This window comes from Paenibacillus sp. FSL P2-0173, from assembly GCF_038008045.1.
In the GTDB taxonomy this organism is placed as follows: domain Bacteria; phylum Bacillota; class Bacilli; order Paenibacillales; family Paenibacillaceae; genus Paenibacillus; species Paenibacillus polymyxa_B.
In genome coordinates, this window is record NZ_JBBOYK010000001.1 from 2,047,281 (window position 1) to 2,061,773 (window position 14,493).

Consider the following 14,493-nt stretch of genomic DNA (forward strand, 5'->3'; position numbering starts at 1 on the left):
ACTTTAGGCCATCGCCTTGTCCAGCAGTTCTTCCATGCGATTGGAGTACATATGCTTTTGCATAGTCGTGTACAATGCGCGCCAGGCCATGCGTTCGCGTTCCCAGTCATGCTTGAGATAGTAGTCCAGCTTCACTTTCAGCTCCTCTGCTCCAGAGAAGGTTTCAATGTCATAGCCTGGTCGGTAATAACGGCTCAAATCCTTCCGAATATCCGTCATTTGAAGCGTGCCGCAAGCAGAAATTTCGTATGTCCGAGGATTGATGGACTCCGCTGAAAGCTGGTGTGTATTCCGATTATCCAGTCCGGGGTCTGTCGGGCGGTGCATATTGATGACAATTTTGGAGCCGTTATAATATTGAGCGGTCTCTTCCGGCTCCATAAAACCTGGACGGATAAAGCGTTCCAGCACATCCCGCCGGGTCAGCCGATCCCAGTGCCCACCTACGATCAGCACTCTTTTGTCCGCCAAGAAGGGAGCAAGGTAGTCGAACAGCTTCACACGGTTCCAGAAGGCATTTCCAATGAAGCAAATATCATGCTGATGTTCCCGCTCTACCCGCCGGGGATAAAAGATACGAGTTGACGCAGCCAGCGGCAAATAGTGAACCCTCGTTACTCCCTGATCGCGATAAAACGGCAGGCAAGAAATTTCGTGCGTAAATACGACATCGTAGGATTGACAGATCAACGCCGTATCCTCCGTAAAGTAAGGATCATCTACAAACCATATGGCCGTCCGAATGCCTAGGGCTCGTATTTGCTGTACCTGCTCCAGATGATCCGCCGGAAAAACATGCAGCCCGTTCATGACCAGCACGAGGTCTGGACGTTGAGCCTCGGCGTCAGCTAGCATCGTAGCAGGCGTACCGATGGCGCATGAGCTGCATATTTGGCCTAATGCCTCTTGCACACCTGTGTCTATAGCTGCGAAACCTTGCGGAATATATAACACTTTCAAATGACGAACAGCAGGCTGTATTGCCACGACCTGTGACAGAGCAGCCGTGCAACCGCCCATTCTGCGTCCTTCCCGATAGCCGCATCGGTACGCTTCGCGTTCATTTCCGCTTTGTTGATCGTTCACATCCTTCACCCTGTCCTGTTGTGGGATAAACTTCTGTCACTCCTAAACTATATGCGGAGGGGTCAAACGCATCATGGACGACTGCCACTGCCCGGACAAAATTGGCGTTTGCCCGTCCAACTGCCGAACCGCAAATAACCCCAAAGCTGTTAGCTTCGGGGGAGAACAGTAATAGATGATTTGCACAGTTTACTGAGCTTTGTAAGCGAGCTGGTGTCCATCTTCATAACCTTTGGCAAAGCCTGAATTGAAACCCTCGTTGTAAGCTGCATCATATCCCTGCTGAAATGCCTGCGGATCATGCTCCAATACAACAGTCCCGGGCTGTGGATTGTCCGCAGAAGGGGCTGCCGCCGGGTTAGCTTGAGGTTTTTTCCGCCGCCGCAAAAGAGGATGTCTTCTACGTGCAGAATGAAGTCCTCTTTTACGGCGTCTTAGAGCAAGGAGACGTCTTCTTCTCCGTTTTAATCTCCGCATGCTGGAACGCCGGGCATCTTTACGTCTTTTGCGGGCTTTGTCCCGAGTGGCGCGTTCCCACCTTGTACTCATTTTCATTCCTCCTTTGCTTTCTCGTGGTGGTTTCATTTTTCTGAACAGGCACATGGAGCCACGGTTTAGTCGGTTTCCCATATACCTGTCGTCTTAATGGAATACCCGCCAACATTTGCGTGATTTCTCCCTGGTAGTTGCTGAGTATACGAATGGTTTCTTCCAGACGGGTAGCCGACATATCCGCATGGGGCGTCAAGTCCGCAAGACTGGTCAGCATCCGAGCAACGGCGTGCTGGCTGGCAGCAATAGACTCCATCATATCCAGCTTGATCTCACGTTCACGCCTCATGCTCATTAGTTCATATCCCCCGAGCCCATTCCTCCCATCATCCCTTCCATGCCGCCACCCTGCTGCTCATCCTGATCCAGCAATGCTTTGAGATTGCTGCAAAGTCCAGTCTGAAGCCGCGTTAATCCCTCCAGCATTTCCACCATTTGCTCGTGAATCTCCAAAGGTCGTCCCAGCTGTTCTTCATCGGTTTCAAAGGCGTGGGGCGCCAGATGGTTCAGCGCCCAATTACGCACTTTTTCTGCTTCGACCGCCTTGGCCTCCAGAATCATAGACACATTCCGCTGCATTTTGGAGGCTGCGTCCAGCATGTGAATCATTGCTTTTTCCCTACTCATGTGTTCACTCCCTGCCCTCGGTTGTTACGTTACTCCTCTTCCGGGTATGCCGTTTCCTTCACGACACGAACGAGCATTTCAGCCATTGCTTCCTGAAGATCGGCAATACCGTTCAGATAGGCCACAATGCTTTTGTTTACTTGTCCCGAGCTGTCGAGAATGCCCGGAATTCCATCAAAACGCGGCTCCTCATCTGGCAGTTCATGTATGATCTGCGCCATGCGCACAACCACCTGACGTTCCGCATCCAACAACCTTGACATCTGCTGCTGCGAGTGCGAAATGTGGATCAGCAAATCATCTAACTCGTTATGCATAAGCCCCTCCTTTATGTGCTCCGCCGTGCGGAACGCACGAATTACCTACGGGCTTTCCGCTACTACAGCGTATGCCGCAGCGAGTAGTCGGTTCCGCCTAAAAGCGCCTATTCAGATCATTACAGATGCCCGTGCAGCACTGGTGGAGCAATAATAGGCTGCTTCTCCACCAAAGCCGACAAATCTCCGGGAGACAAAAACTGAATTCGGTAGTCCTCTGCCCGCCAGCTCATCGCAGCGTACAGGGTAAGGAACGGCCTTTTCCAGCCGTTACCGATTTGATACAGTTGCCCGCCCTCAGCATACAATACCTCGATCCATCGCTTGCGTTGAGCCGGTATATTCAGTGTGGGCAGCATGGACATGTTCTCCAGATCGGGAGCCGCCAGTACAGGAATGGGTTCCTCTGGCGGCTCAGCTACAGGTGCATCAATGCTGCCGGAAACTGTGGCCTCCGGCTTCCCTACCAAGGGAAGCACCAACAAATCCAGCTGAGACACTCTAACAGGGCGCACATTTTCACCTCCCGCAGCACTGACTCCATGCAGATACCGCCTTCTTCCCGGCTCTAACCGAAATACTGCTCCAGACGGTCCCTGAACAACCGCTCCGATGGGATAAAAGCTTGCCGCTGATACGTGTGTTTCCTTACCTGTTGATATCTGGCCGTCCGTCTCCGCTGTACTGAATTTCAGGTTGTGGAACAGCTTATCCGCGTCCCCCCACTTTTGTACAAAAAAGGATCGGTTCCGGCTGCTTTCCTCCATTGAACCGCTTTTTTCGGTCGTTTGAGGAAAACCATACACCGTATCCCGATCTCTTTCCTCATAATGGATAAAAGCATCGCCGGCAATTGCCATACGTATCCCCAACAAACGCACACGCAGCAGCCAATCTGCATGGGCTTCCTGAGTACTGTGGCAGCCTTCGTCCCAGTAGCCCGTTTTTTCCAGTGTCTCTCTGCGCAGCAATAAACAAAATCCGGCTAAGCTTTCGGTCTCTCGCCATGCATCCGGGTTAGGCATATTGTAGGTCATGGCAAATTGACGTGCTCCATTTTCGTTCATATAAGGAACCTCAATCTGCTGTTCTTCGAATGGACCATTCGTTACAGGCCCAACAACACCGATACGCGGATCGCTGTATAAACACGCTAACAACCGATCCAACCAGCCGGGGGTCACCATGGAGTTTTGATCCAGTACCACAATAGTTGTGCCTTTTGCCATCATCAGCCCCTGATTCAGGCTACCTATCATTTGAACATCCTTTTTTAACAGCGCATAACGCACAGCGATGCTTTTACGGAGCAAATAGGTGGATGTCCCGTCCGTCGAGCCGCAGTCCACCACAATAATTTCGTGAGGATGGCTCGTATTCTCCTCAATACGGTGAATGCATGCACGGAGCTGTTGAAGCTGATTGCAGGACGGAATGATAATACTGACGCCTTCAAAAACCTTGCCGAACGAAGCCTGGCCCAACCTGTTGCCTTGCTCCTGGCCCCTTTTAAATCCTGACCAATAGCCTTTCTTTCCGAGCCGCTTGCTGTGTTTCCTTTGCATATTCAGGCGTTTCATGCCGTTCACTCCTCCGGGTGGCATTATGCCTATACTATATGCCTGGCCCGGCCGGATGGTGTTTCATTGAGATCAGGGTAGAAGTCCTTTCATTTTCACTCCAGCTTCCTGGAGGGAATCGAAGGTTCCTGCGTCGCTCCAATAGCGCCGTAAAATATCATATTCCAGCTTGCCTTCAGCGGCATAACAGTTGTTAACATCCGTGATCTCAAGCTCACCGCGTGCCGAAGGTGTAATTTGCCGGATCTTATCGAACACGGCAGTATCGTACATATAGATACCCGTAACGCAATATTTGGATTGGGGATGCTGTGGCTTTTCTTCAATCCGCATAATGCTCTCCGGGCGCTCAGGATCAAATACGGGTACCCCGTAACGACGAGCATCTGCCACCTTTTTCAACAACACTCTGGCGCTCCCCGGGGGCTGTTGCTTGAACCGTTCGATCACAGGTCCCAAGTCTTCCTTGAACAAATTATCACCTAACAAAACAGTGAATTTCTCTTCTGCCTGCATATAGCTTCTTGCCAGTTCGAGTGCTTCCGCAATGCCGCCCGCCTTTTCTTGAATCCGGTATGTCAGTTGGACACCATAATCGCTGCCACTGCCCAAAAAATCGGTATACAGTCCGGCCGATTGTTTACCAATAATAATAAGCATATCGGTGATCCCCGCCTGTCGCAGCCTCTCGATACCATATACGATCATGGGATACTTGCCGACCGGAAGCAGATGCTTGTTGAGTAATGTAGTCAACGGATGAAGGCGCGATCCGGTTCCTCCTGCGAGAATAACCCCTTTCATATCTTCCTTCCTCCTTCGACAACATGTTCAGTGCATACAACCCCAGCGTTTCCAGTTTCGATGAACATTCTGGGATCTATACTCCATTTCTCTATAAACAAACGATAGTTCCGCTCGATCAGCTCTTCCATCCAGGAAGTTTCCGAGCGTGAGAAGCTCGCATTTCCCTCGTGATAGACAAAACAGTCGTTGCACATGAGCAGCTTGTAGCCATGCACGCGTGCGCGTAGACAATAATCGTCATCCTCATAATGTCCGGGGCTGAACCGTTCATCCAGCAATCCGATCCGTTCCATCAGATCGCGCCGGAACAACAAACAAAATCCGACCAACCGCTTGACCTCCTGCCATCTGGAGGGATTACTTGCATTATTCTGCTCCGCATATCTCAGACAACTGGCCAAATCTCCTTCTAATCCGTGTATCTGCTGAATACCGCTGACGTAATTCGTCACCGGTCCCACCAATCCCACTATGCTTTCGCTCTGCAATGCAGCCAACATATTCGATAGCCATCCCCGCGTAACCGTCACATCATTGTTTAAAATAACGAACTGGTCACCGGAAGCCAGCCGGAGCCCCGTATTACATGCTGCTGGAAAGCCTCTGTTTTCAGGAAGACGTATGCTGATCAGCCGCTCGGATGCGCAAAAATCATCCGTTCCGTCATTCGAAGCGTTGTCCACAACAATGATTTCATACGGTACATCTATCGTATGTGTCCGAATCGCCTCAATGCACGGCTTTAACAGATGCAGGCCGTTATAAGTCGGAATAATGATGCTCGTCAGACTCATTGTGCATTCCTCCCTTTGGCAACGTCTACCCGTGTTGGAACAGGCCCGAGCGGGGAATACCCGGCTACCTGAAACACCGCCGTCAGTGCCTCTGCATGATCACCGACGATCAACTGTTCCATAGCGTTCCCTTTGCCAACATTGAAGGTCCGCTTACGGTTTGTTTTAATGACATCGACAGCATGTACTGCCGCCACGATCATGCCATGCAGAATTGCCATGGCGTGGGCTTTTGGCGGTACGGCAAGCACGGCTGAGCCAAGCTGATCCAGTAAACGCCGAGATAAGGCATGCGGTACGGCAGTCAATGAGCTTGCTCCCAGATCCGGCCTGCGTAGTACGCGATTCAGGAATGCTTTGCACCGTGTCACGCTGTCCTGCTGGGCATAGGGCGGCAAATGTCTGCCCAGATCATTAAGCGCAACATCCGTTCCCTGATCCACCGCGTGGAGAAAAGGTAACAAATCAGATGCTGGAATCGGCAAATCTCCGTCCACGAACAGCACAATATCAGCCTGCGTCATACGCGCGCCTACTGCACGGCCAACATCATGCCCCAGTCGATCCGGCACGTTGACGAGAGTCACACTGGGATGATGTTTGGCTACGGTGGAGCGCGTGCCGTCCGTGCAGCCGTTCAATACGACAATGATATCCGTAAACGGAAGTTTTTCCAGCTCGCCCAGTACCCGGTCAATCGTTGACTCTTCATTACAGGCGCTGACCACGGCCGCTGCCGTTCCCTGTAACACAATATCTCCCGGAACTTCGCGTTCCACAGGCGGAGTCACTTCGGTCATTCCTTTCGCCCGAGGTGTGGGCTTTCTCACCCTACGGCTATGCATTGAAGTCGTCGTTCCTCGTTTTCGCTGAACACGTCTGATCCCCCAGCTCGGTTCTTCACGCTTCCCTCTGCGATACTGTCTACTCACAGTTTCACCTCGTCTCTGATCCGTTTGCGCCCCAAATCCGTATATCCCGCACGCGTTCCCAGACGCGATGTAAGCCAGGCAATGGCATCCAGATGATCCTGAACAATTACATCTGCCAGCGGGTCCTTGCCGTTCTGTTTTTTACGTGTCGCATTTATTTTACCGACAGCTATTCCATATACAGTCACCACTCGTAACCCGGAGGCGATGGACATAGCTTGAAATAAAGGAGGTTTCTCCAAGGGCTTTAGACCTATTTCCTTTAGAGCCTTTTGACTTATGGCGTGTGGAATGCCAGTCATAGATGCTCCCCCTAAATCAGCACGATTCGACAAGATATTCAATACATGCTTTGCCTCCACTACAGGATGTACGGGCGTACGATTCACAGGTCCATGGTAATCATTCAGCACCACATCCGCCCCTGCACATATGGCGTGTATAAACGGCCGGAGTCTAACGCAGGGAATGACGATATCCCCATCCAGGAAAAGCAGGATCTGTCCGGATGCCGCCTCCGCTCCAATACGACGGCCAACATCATGTCCGAGCGGTTCCGGGAAAGAAAGTACACGAGCTCCCGCCGCTGCTGCCACCTTCGCCGTTCTATCGTGTGATCCGTTCTCAACGACGATAACCTCTGTATGTGGATGGACACGGCGCGCTTCGCGAATCACAGCTCCGATTTTTTTTTGCTCATTCATGGCCGGGATAATGACAGATACGAAAAACTTTCCCACTGATGACAGTTCAGATGGTCGCTCTTCTCCGCTCTGTGCCCCTCTCTCCGTGTCGAGTACCTCCCTCATGGCAGGGGCTACCGGATTCTTATGCATGTTCGGCATTCGTAACGGCAGCCACATCTTGGAATGATAGTAAGCGCCGGAATGCCGCCTCCGTTTGATCTTGTATCCAGCTCTTCCCTGCTTCTTCATGCTCCCGTCTCACCTCCCTTCCTGCTGTATAGATGGACAGCATGATTAGGACAGTTCAACATAACCTATGCGGTCCAAAAGCCGTGTGTAACGGCAATCGTGGAGTCTTTTCGACACAGCAATTTTCGACTTTATTTTACAAAACTTATTAATCCTATTAAATAAATCAGTTATTAGGGTCTAAAGAATCATTTTGGATAAATTTGTGACATAGATCTTCTCGTCCGTCATTCTCTGTGCTAATATCAGAGCCAGATGATGGGAGTTCAAAAAATCAACATTTGTTTTTTTTGCATAAGTCATTTTTTCCATTATCCACCATTATTCTATTTTCTTTATATACGACAGGAAAGGAGGAGTTTGTCACCTTTTTAGGCTACATGCTTCATATTGCAGTACCCTCTTTTCACGTACGCTTCATGAAAAACACTTCGGTATTTCTCTTCATGTTCCATTTTCTTCTATTCCAGACGACAACACGACCTACATAAATGGCGCAATGCCCTATTCAAGACAGGATGATTCATCCTGACATTAATCGAGGAGAGTGAATTTTTAATGAAAAAAGTATGGGTTTCGCTTCTTGGAGGAGCTATGTTATTAGGGTCTGTCGCGTCTGGTGCATCAGCGGAGAGTTCCGTTTCGGGGCCAACTCAGCTTACACCGACCTTTCACGCCGAGCAATGGAAAGCCCCTTCCTCGGTATCGGGGGACGACATTGTATGGAGCTATTTGAATCGGCAAAAGAAATCGTTACTGGGTGCGGACGACTCTAGTGTACGTGAACAATTCCGAATCGTTGATCGCACAAGCGACAAGTCCGGTGTGAGCCATTATCGGCTGAAACAGTATGTAAACGGGATTCCCGTATATGGAGCTGAACAGACTATTCATGTGGGCAAATCTGGTGAGGTCACCTCTTACTTAGGAGCGGTGGTTACTGAGGATCAGCAAGCTGAAGCTACGCAAGGTACAACTCCAAAAATCAGCGCTTCTGAAGCGGTCTACACTGCATATAAAGAAGCAGCTGCACGGATTGAAGCCCTCCCTACCTCCGACGATACGATTTCTAAAGATGTTGAGGAACAAAGCAGTGTAAGCAAAGACACTTACGCCGAAGCAGCTAACAACGAAAAAACGCTATCTACTGATAAGGACGAGCTGAGTCTTGATAAAGCATCTGCCCTGAAAGATAGCAAAATTGAAGCGGTGGAAGCAGAAAAAAGTTCCATTGCCAAAATCGCTAATCTGCAGCCAGAAGTAGATCCTAAAGCCGATCTGTACTTCTATCCTAAAGGGGATGACCTGCAGCTGGTTTATGTAACAGAAGTCAATGTTTTAGAACCTGCCCCACTGCGTACTCGCTACATTATTGATGCCAATGATGGCAGCATCGTATTCCAGTATGACATCATTAATGAAGCGACAGGCACAGGTAAAGGTGTGCTTGGTGATACCAAATCATTCACCACAACTGCTTCCGGCAGTAGCTACCAGTTAAAAGATACAACACGCGGTAACGGGGTTGTGACCTACACGGCCTCCAACCGTCAAAGCATCCCAGGTACCATTCTGACCGATGCCGATAATGTATGGAATGATCCAGCCGGCGTGGATGCCCATACGTATGCTGCCAAAACATATGATTACTATAAGGCCAAATTTGGACGCAACAGCATTGACGGACGCGGGCTGCAACTCCGTTCGACAGTCCATTACGGTAGCCGTTACAACAACGCCTTCTGGAATGGCTCCCAAATGACTTATGGAGACGGGGACGGTAGCACATTTATCGCATTCAGCGGGGACCCCGATGTGGTAGGTCATGAACTTACGCACGGTGTCACAGAGTATACTTCGAATTTGGAATATTACGGAGAGTCCGGTGCATTGAATGAGGCTTTCTCGGACGTCATCGGTAATGACATTCAGCGTAAAAATTGGCTTGTAGGCGATGATATTTATACGCCAAACATTGCAGGCGATGCTCTGCGCTCTATGTCCAATCCTACCCTGTACGATCAACCAGATCACTATTCCAACTTGTATACAGGCAGCTCCGATAACGGCGGCGTTCATACGAACAGCGGTATTATCAATAAAGCCTACTATCTGTTAGCACAAGGTGGTACTTTCCATGGCGTAACTGTAAATGGAATTGGCCGCGATGCAGCGGTTCAAATTTACTATAGTGCCTTTACGAACTACCTGACTTCTTCTTCCGACTTCTCCAACGCACGCGCTGCTGTGATCCAAGCAGCAAAAGATCAGTACGGTGCGAACTCAGCAGAAGCAACTGCAGCTGCCAAATCTTTTGACGCTGTAGGCGTAAACTAAATCATATACGCTATAATCCTCATATCCCGTCCATAGACCTTTGCCGTTGTGCAACTGTCACTTGGCCCTGACTCATACAATGGACGAAAAAATAGGGGTGCAGTGTACAAGTCTGCGCCCCTTCCCCCCTTATTTATGGCGTCCCCTCAAAGGGGCGCCCTTTTCTTGTTCATCGGGTCCCTTCGATCATTTTCGACTAAATAAGACAAATAAACAGTAAATCAGGGACTAAAGATTCATTTTGGGGTATTTTGTAAAATTAACCTTCTCGTTCGACAACCTCTGTGCTAATATCAGAGCCAAGACGATGAGATTGCAAAAAAATAAACCTTAATATTTTACATAAGGTAATTTTTTTCAATCCTCTTCACGTTTCAAAGGAGCAACAAGACTTACATATATGACGAATAGCTTCTGCAAACAGGGTGTTTTTCACCCCAACATTAATTAGGGAGAGTGAGTATGAATTGAAAAAAGTATGGGTTTCACTTCTTGGAGGGGCTATGTTATTAGGATCTATAGCGCCGGGGGCCTCCGCAGCTGAAAATTCTGTTCCCGATCCGACTCAGTTTACGCCAACATTCCAAACGGTGAACTGGAAGTCCCCTTCAACGGTAACAGGCGACAATCTGGTCTGGAGCTTTTTAAATCGACAACAAAAAACATTATTGAGTCTGGACAATACCCACATCGGTTCCCATGTGCGCGAGCAATTTCGTATCGTGGATCGTACCAGTGACAAATTTGGTACAAAGCATTATCGGTTAAAACAATACGTAGACGGAATTCCCGTATTTGGAGCCGAACAGACCATCCATGTAAACAAGTCTGGTCAAATCACCTCTTATTTGGGAGCGGTCATTTCAGAAGATCAACAAGCCGATGCTAAAGAAAATACAACTCCAAAAATCAGTGCTACTGAGGCTGTATATACCGCATATGAAGATGCAGCTATACGGGTTCAATCTCTCTCTTCCTCCGTCCAAATCGTTCCTGAACCTTACGAGGATACAAGTAGTGTAAGTAAAGACACTTACGAAAAAGCATCTAACAATGAATTATCAATCTCTCTTGATAAGGACTCCTTGGATTTGGATAAAGCAGCTGAACTGGAGGACAGTAAATTGGAAGCGGTAGAGCCTGCATCCTCTATCCCCAAAATTGCCAATCTGGAACCAAGCGTGGACCCTAAAGCAGAACTGTATATCTATCCCGATGGAGACTCAACACGTCTAGTCTATGTAACCGAAGTTAATACTTTACAACCCACTCTGCTGCGCACACGTTACTTTATTGACGCTAATGATGGAAAAATCGTATTCAAGTATGACATCCTTAACGAAGTGATCGGCACAGGGCGCGGTGTATTCGGTGATACCAAAACATTTGAAACAACAGCTTCGGGCAAGAAGTATCAACTAAAGGATACGACTCGTGGTAAAGGAATCCTAACTTATAACGTCCACAACACCGAGACGCTCCCCGGCACCCTGTATACAGATTCAGATAACGTATGGGAAGATCCGGCTGCGGTGGATGCCCACGCTTACGCTATCCGCACTTACGATTATTACAAGGATAGATTTGGACGCGACAGCATTGACGGGCATGGCATGGCCATCGCTTCGGCAGTCCATTACGGCGCAAAGAACTACAATAATGCCCACTGGGGCGGCACTCATATGCTTTACGGAGACGGAGACGGCACGTTATTTGCCCCTTTCAGCAGCGACCTTGAAATTGTTGCCCATGAGCTGACACACGGTGTGACCGAGCATTCATCAGGGCTCGTGTATTTCGCTGAATCTGGTGCATTAAGTGAAGCCATCTCAGATATTATAGGCAACGACATTGAGCGTACCAATTGGGACTTCGGCAAAGTCGCTTATACCCCTAATATTAAGGGCGACGCCATTCGCTCCCTTTCCGATCCTGTCAAATACGGTCAAGTCGATCACTACAGCAATCTCTATCCTGATCCTAACAACGAGGATTATGGTGGAGCCCATATTAATAGTGGCATTATTAATAAAGCCTACTATCTACTGGCACAAGGAGGCACCTTCCATGGTGTCAAGGTAGATGGAATCGGACGTGATGCAGCCGTATATATTTATTATAATGCCTTCACCAATTATCTGACTTCCACGTCTAACTTCTCCACCGCGCGTGCCGCTGTTATCCAAGCGGCCAAAGATAGTTATGGTGAAAATTCAATAGCCCTAACCTCTGCTATTAAGTCTTTTGACGCTGTAGGTGTGAGATAAGTAATAAATACAAACTTCCCCGATATTACAAGTTTTCCCCCTTCCCTCTTATGTATACGGCGTCCCACTGTGGGACGCCTTTTTCTAGTATGAAGTTGATTATTGGCAACTTATATTCCTGGCTTCTTATTATTGCCCCATCGCAATCCAAAGGACCAACCCTTCACATATCGGACCTGAGTGTATGCGTTCCACAGTAAGTACTGCTGAATACCTCTGACGTTGTGTGACGGATACCAGCACTCCCGGTATACTCGCACTGGCAGTGATTACATATTGTGTATCTATAAAAGGCTTCTCAAATATAACGCTCACTTCGCCCCTATCCGCTCGTGCGGGGAGGTGAAAAGAAATGCTCCCATATTGAGATGAAGCTATATGATCGTCAGAAGCCTCGTCACTGGTCGCTGATTCGTCGTGAATGGCATTCAAGTCTAATTCTTTCTCCGTATCGAAAGCTGGATCGATATCTTGCTCAGGCAAGACCACGCGTTGCTTTGGGCGGTGTCTTCCTTCCGCAATGTGAATACTGGTTATGGAACAATCCAGTAGCGAATCTTGCTCTGCCTGATCTTCCGTCGTAATAGACGGTATGTCGTTATCCGTCCTGTATTCCGTATCTGACTCAGGCACAGACAACAGCAGTACAGATGCTCGATTCATCTGCATCGCTTCCTCTAGCGTTTTGGGAAGCTTATGCTTCTTCCATGCCGCTTCCTCTATAGCTTGAACCGAGGTATCCTTCTCTACGGGGGCAGGGACCGTTGCCGTCCCGCGCTGGCTCAGTCTATGACTGCCGGAGGTCGAAGCTGCTTTCTCCTTGTTAACACGGGGTGAGGGAACCGCATTGGGAAGGTTACGCCGCGCTGTTCTTTTATCCTTAGGGCTATGGTTCGTACGATGGTTCATGGTGATCGCTCCTTTGGCACAGGAGTGAACCAGCGGTCGCCCCGCTTCATTCACCCGGCTGGAAATCATGGCTAATGCCTATAAGATAGCCTATGCGCGTAACAGCGCCTACGTCACTCCGTTGCGCAGTCCGTTATGATTTGTGCCCAGCGTTGTGCTGAGTGCTGCCATAAAAATCGTCTTCGTACCTCGTCAAGCCCGGCTTCTCCCATCCGTCGTCGCAAGCCAGGTTGCTGGAGCAGCCTGATGATGGCATCGGCCATTTCCTGCTCACCGTGAGACGGATACACAAGCCAGCCTGTCTCGCCGTGTTGTACAACTTCCGGAATACCGCCGATTCGTGAAGCGACCACAGGCACTCCTGCTGCCATGGCTTCCAGATTGACCAGCCCGAAGGCCTCATCCTTCACTGAAGGAACAACGGTCACATCAGCTAGCTGATATAGCGAGGCCAATGCTGGATGCGGGACATAGTCTAGGAATTGCACATGCTTCCCCAACCTTAGTTTACGCATCTGCCGATGCAACGACGCCGTGTACGGCGTGAGGCGGTCATGCCCGTAATAGGCACTACCTGCAATGAGCAGCAGTATGTCCGGGCAGGCGCGGACGACATGCCGCAGGGCCTTGAGCAGTCGGTGAACGCCCTTTCCTGGCATCAGTCTGCCCGCGAATAACACGATTTGACGGCCTGACCAGCCGAAATCGTCCAATCGCGCCGATCTGGCCGCTTCTGCTGCAGGAGTCCACCTTGGTAGGAAATCACCGGGATGGATACCCAGCTTGTTTATGACGATGCGTTCCCTGACCGCGTCGGGACAGTCAGAAGCTACGATTGCCCCCAAATACGCACTGTTCACGATAATGCGATCCATCGATGCCAGCAGCCTACCCATCTCCTCCCGTTTGAGGTGGGGCTCCCGGATGAACGTGGTCGAATGCAAAGTCAGCACAACCCGACTATCGGGTAAAGCCTCGCGAATTGCATACGCAACTGCCGGACGGTTGTGTACATCTACTACCGCTGGTAACCATCTCTTTAAATCAGCAATCACCTCAGAAATATAACCTGCTCCCCGCTTATAACGCATGCAGGGAATTCCGTCGACATCGCCATGATCAGGTGCCTCTGCTCCCTTTATGCCATAGATCTGCGCTTGGAGCTCATGACTAGCCAGCGGTACCATGTGGGCAATTACCCGCTCCACAGAACTGCTGCGGGGCGAAGGTATAACAAAGGAGCCCGGTGTAACGACTGCTACCTTCGGCCTCTGCATCACCTCACCTACTTTCTGACCCTATTCCAACACTCTTCAACAATCATCTTGTATCATATCGTCCGCCTCCCTG

At 49.6% G+C, this 14,493-nt stretch carries 14 protein-coding genes; 2 read left to right on the forward strand and 12 right to left on the reverse strand.

Annotated features, from left to right (window positions below):
- Positions 1-3: 3 nt before the first annotated feature.
- The 10 genes from MKX30_RS09065 to MKX30_RS09110 form a co-directional block, all read right to left on the reverse strand.
- Entirely contained in the window at positions 4-1,095 is a 1,092-nt protein-coding gene (locus MKX30_RS09065; RefSeq protein WP_023990109.1) for a CgeB family protein, read from the reverse strand.
- A gap of 180 nt (positions 1,096-1,275) precedes the next feature.
- The gene (locus tag MKX30_RS09070) at positions 1,276-1,635 is read right to left on the reverse strand and encodes a hypothetical protein (protein WP_028541471.1); all 360 of its coding nucleotides are present in this window, start codon (positions 1,633-1,635) and stop codon (positions 1,276-1,278) included.
- A complete protein-coding gene (locus tag MKX30_RS09075) occupies positions 1,583-1,933 on the reverse strand; it encodes a hypothetical protein (protein WP_013311763.1) in 351 nt (116 codons plus the stop codon). The genes MKX30_RS09070 and MKX30_RS09075 overlap by 53 nt, the downstream gene beginning before the upstream one ends.
- Positions 1,933-2,265: a restriction endonuclease subunit S gene (locus MKX30_RS09080; protein ID WP_069080653.1), complete on the reverse strand. Its 333-nt coding sequence runs from the start codon at positions 2,263-2,265 to the stop codon at positions 1,933-1,935. Before MKX30_RS09080 ends, MKX30_RS09075 begins: the two co-directional genes overlap by 1 nt.
- A gap of 29 nt (positions 2,266-2,294) precedes the next feature.
- Positions 2,295-2,582, reverse strand: coding sequence for a hypothetical protein (locus tag MKX30_RS09085; protein WP_013311765.1), 288 nt, complete (start codon positions 2,580-2,582; stop codon positions 2,295-2,297).
- A 119-nt stretch (positions 2,583-2,701) separates the two neighbouring features.
- Positions 2,702-4,162, reverse strand: a complete 1,461-nt coding sequence (locus MKX30_RS09090; RefSeq protein ID WP_341057124.1) for a glycosyltransferase family 2 protein — start codon at positions 4,160-4,162, stop codon at positions 2,702-2,704.
- A gap of 72 nt (positions 4,163-4,234) precedes the next feature.
- Complete coding sequence (locus MKX30_RS09095; protein WP_028541469.1) at positions 4,235-4,966, reverse strand: sugar phosphate nucleotidyltransferase; 732 nt, start codon at positions 4,964-4,966, stop codon at positions 4,235-4,237.
- Positions 4,963-5,763 carry a glycosyltransferase family 2 protein gene (locus MKX30_RS09100; RefSeq protein WP_341057123.1) on the reverse strand — a complete coding sequence of 267 codons (801 nt, stop codon included), beginning with the start codon at positions 5,761-5,763 and terminating at the stop codon, positions 4,963-4,965. Before MKX30_RS09100 ends, MKX30_RS09095 begins: the two co-directional genes overlap by 4 nt.
- Complete coding sequence (locus tag MKX30_RS09105; protein ID WP_023990115.1) at positions 5,760-6,695, reverse strand: glycosyltransferase family 2 protein; 936 nt, start codon at positions 6,693-6,695, stop codon at positions 5,760-5,762. Before MKX30_RS09105 ends, MKX30_RS09100 begins: the two co-directional genes overlap by 4 nt.
- Positions 6,692-7,630: a glycosyltransferase family 2 protein gene (locus tag MKX30_RS09110; protein WP_075154703.1), complete on the reverse strand. Its 939-nt coding sequence runs from the start codon at positions 7,628-7,630 to the stop codon at positions 6,692-6,694. The genes MKX30_RS09105 and MKX30_RS09110 overlap by 4 nt, the downstream gene beginning before the upstream one ends.
- A gap of 558 nt (positions 7,631-8,188) precedes the next feature.
- Between MKX30_RS09110 and MKX30_RS09115 the strand changes: the two genes are divergently transcribed.
- A complete protein-coding gene (locus MKX30_RS09115) occupies positions 8,189-9,967 on the forward strand; it encodes a M4 family metallopeptidase (protein ID WP_023990117.1) in 1,779 nt (592 codons plus the stop codon).
- A 467-nt stretch (positions 9,968-10,434) separates the two neighbouring features.
- On the forward strand, positions 10,435-12,234 hold the full coding sequence (locus MKX30_RS09120; protein ID WP_341062741.1) for a M4 family metallopeptidase: 1,800 nt from the start codon (positions 10,435-10,437) through the stop codon (positions 12,232-12,234).
- Positions 12,235-12,363: 129 nt separating this feature from the next.
- Here MKX30_RS09120 and MKX30_RS09125 read toward each other — a convergent pair whose 3' ends face one another.
- Positions 12,364-13,143, reverse strand: coding sequence for a WIAG-tail domain (locus MKX30_RS09125; protein ID WP_341062742.1), 780 nt, complete (start codon positions 13,141-13,143; stop codon positions 12,364-12,366).
- A 113-nt stretch (positions 13,144-13,256) separates the two neighbouring features.
- Positions 13,257-14,420, reverse strand: coding sequence for a glycosyltransferase family 4 protein (locus MKX30_RS09130; protein WP_053326033.1), 1,164 nt, complete (start codon positions 14,418-14,420; stop codon positions 13,257-13,259).
- Positions 14,421-14,493: the final 73 nt, after the last annotated feature.

Excerpts from the sequence above, each read along its gene's own strand:
- MKX30_RS09110 (WP_075154703.1), bottom strand. The coding sequence starts at position 7,630 with ATGAAGAAGCAGGGAAGAGCTGGATACAAGATCAAACGGAGGCGGCAT.
- MKX30_RS09130 (WP_053326033.1), bottom strand. The coding sequence starts at position 14,420 with ATGCAGAGGCCGAAGGTAGCAGTCGTTACACCGGGCTCCTTTGTTATA.
- MKX30_RS09125 (WP_341062742.1), bottom strand. The coding sequence starts at position 13,143 with ATGAACCATCGTACGAACCATAGCCCTAAGGATAAAAGAACAGCGCGG.
- MKX30_RS09075 (WP_013311763.1), bottom strand. The coding sequence starts at position 1,933 with ATGAGCATGAGGCGTGAACGTGAGATCAAGCTGGATATGATGGAGTCT.
- MKX30_RS09095 (WP_028541469.1), bottom strand. The coding sequence starts at position 4,966 with ATGAAAGGGGTTATTCTCGCAGGAGGAACCGGATCGCGCCTTCATCCG.
- MKX30_RS09085 (WP_013311765.1), bottom strand. The coding sequence starts at position 2,582 with ATGCATAACGAGTTAGATGATTTGCTGATCCACATTTCGCACTCGCAG.
- MKX30_RS09115 (WP_023990117.1), top strand. The coding sequence starts at position 8,189 with ATGAAAAAAGTATGGGTTTCGCTTCTTGGAGGAGCTATGTTATTAGGG.
- MKX30_RS09100 (WP_341057123.1), bottom strand. The coding sequence starts at position 5,763 with ATGAGTCTGACGAGCATCATTATTCCGACTTATAACGGCCTGCATCTG.
- MKX30_RS09080 (WP_069080653.1), bottom strand. The coding sequence starts at position 2,265 with ATGAGTAGGGAAAAAGCAATGATTCACATGCTGGACGCAGCCTCCAAA.
- MKX30_RS09090 (WP_341057124.1), bottom strand. The coding sequence starts at position 4,162 with ATGAAACGCCTGAATATGCAAAGGAAACACAGCAAGCGGCTCGGAAAG.
- MKX30_RS09070 (WP_028541471.1), bottom strand. The coding sequence starts at position 1,635 with ATGAGTACAAGGTGGGAACGCGCCACTCGGGACAAAGCCCGCAAAAGA.